The sequence below is a fragment of the Endozoicomonas sp. YOMI1 genome (genome assembly GCF_024606345.1).
Classification (GTDB): domain Bacteria; phylum Pseudomonadota; class Gammaproteobacteria; order Pseudomonadales; family Endozoicomonadaceae; genus Endozoicomonas.
In genome coordinates this window covers 1-1,792 of record NZ_JAHHPM010000155.1, presented here as the reverse complement: position 1 = coordinate 1,792, position 1,792 = coordinate 1, and the positions used below count along the sequence as shown (strand labels likewise).

At 50.9% G+C, this 1,792-nt stretch carries 3 protein-coding genes; all 3 read left to right on the top strand.

Annotated elements, in window-relative coordinates:
* On the top strand, positions 1-351 hold a 351-nt coding region (locus tag KDK15_RS05405; protein WP_257294345.1), incomplete at its 5' end, for a hypothetical protein.
* Complete coding sequence (locus KDK15_RS05400) at positions 323-1,429, top strand: hypothetical protein (RefSeq protein ID WP_257294344.1); 1,107 nt, start codon at positions 323-325, stop codon at positions 1,427-1,429. The genes KDK15_RS05405 and KDK15_RS05400, both read left to right, overlap by 29 nt.
* 39 nt (positions 1,430-1,468) lie before the next feature.
* Positions 1,469-1,783: a hypothetical protein gene (locus tag KDK15_RS05395; protein ID WP_257294343.1), complete on the top strand. Its 315-nt coding sequence runs from the start codon at positions 1,469-1,471 to the stop codon at positions 1,781-1,783.
* Positions 1,784-1,792: the final 9 nt, after the last annotated feature.

The window sequence follows — 1,792 nt, the reverse complement described above, 5'->3', positions numbered from 1 at the left end:
AAAGAGCAGGGGCTTTTTTTTAGACAAAAAGCACTATGGCCAATATCAAACAATCTGAAAAAGACTGCCAGGGATGCCGAATCAGCAAGCACATCGGTTGGCAAGCTGACCCGGCGTTTTCTCGGGTTGGCAGCGGCCACCACCGGGTTTTATGCCTTAAGTCGAAGTATTCAAGGAGTGCTTAAGACAGGTGACCAGTTTGAGCGTTTGGCCGTGCAGATGGAGGCGGTTACCGGTTCGGCTGAAAGTGCTCAGAAAGCGACCCAATGGATTAAAGATTCTGGAAATTGGCCAGTCTTCCGAAGGTGCTGCCGCCAGGAATATGAGTCTGCTGTCGGGTTATGTCAGTAACCTGAAAGACCGCTGGCAGCAGTTCCAGGATGAAGTGGCCAAAAGTGGGGCTCTGGATTACGCCAGAGAGTCCCTGGTAGGCATCGCTGTCGAAATTGAGCGGATGAACCAGAATGGCCAGCTGTCTGAATTGGCTAAAAGGATCAGCGATGCCTTTATCGCCATGGATGACGCTATTAAGCATGCCTTTTCCGGGGTTACCGTTGATGGCTTTGTCACCATCCAATCAGGCTTTAGCACCATCACAGAATCCATGGCGGCGCTGCGGACTGCTTTTGATTTTATCAGCTCCACCGTCAAGGGCTTTTTCAATACCTTCACAGCGATTGTTAAAGGCTTTGCTACAGCCTATACCGGGATACTATACGGCATTATCAGGGTATTGCAGGAGGCGGCGGATGCCTTGGGCTTTGATGGCATTGCTGAAAAGCTGAAAGGAACCACCGATTTTCTTGGCGGCTTGAACAGGGAATTTGCCCGACAGACGGTTGAGGATGCCAAGGATGTCCGGGATGCGCTAGTCGGGGTATACGACAGCTTTGCCGAAGAAAGCCAGGATGCGGTAAAAACAGCCGACGATGCAGCCAAGACCATGACCAGAAGCCAGAGGTTACTCTGGCAAAATTACGCGGATGAATTAATTGCAGGGCAAAAACAGATTGAAGAAGCAACAGCCGGAACAGCCGAAACGGTCAAAAGTCATTTTGAGAATGCAGCCGATGCTATCAGTCAGGTAAACGCTGCCGAAACCCGCACGGAACTGGCCAGCCTTGGGGTAGCGTTGGCCGAAGTCTTTTCTATGGGCACTTTGACCGCAGAGGAATATTACGAGGCGACCGAAGCCAGTCGCAGGAAACTGGCCGAGCTAAGGGCCGAAGCAGAAAACACCATGGGCAGCATTAAAGAAACGGGTGATGCTTCAGAGGAAGCCGGAAATAAACAAGAGCAATCTTTTGAAAACGCCCAGTCTATTGCCGGTGTTCTGGCCGGTCACTATAACGCTATAACTGCAGAACTTCAGGGCGCAGTGCTGCACACGATGCCTTTATTGCCATACAACAAGGCGGCGGGGCAGTAGATACCAGTGCAGCCAGAGGCAGTATTGAAGAATTGAAAAATGAGCTGCAAGAAACCACAGCAGGCCGAGGCCATTGCCAAAGGGGATCAGGAGGCGATAAGGAATATTAAAGCCCTGCGGATCAGTGAGCAAATTTATAATGAGCGCAGGCGGCAGGCCAATGCGGAAAAAATACAAGCCCTGAAAGATAGCCAGGGGAGTACAAACGCTCCAACCCAACCCACCGCAGCACAATCCCCGCAACGTATTATCCGTTTGGAATATCCCGGCGGTGCGATCAATGTGGGGATTGATTCAAAAGATGAAACCAAACTGCTGAATGCCCTGAAAAATGCAGGTATGAGGACGGTCTGATGAAACTGG

Coding starts and splice junctions, on each gene's coding strand:
- KDK15_RS05400 (WP_257294344.1), top strand. CDS start 323: ATGAGTCTGCTGTCGGGTTATGTCAGTAACCTGAAAGACCGCTGGCAG.
- KDK15_RS05395 (WP_257294343.1), top strand. CDS start 1,469: ATGAGCTGCAAGAAACCACAGCAGGCCGAGGCCATTGCCAAAGGGGAT.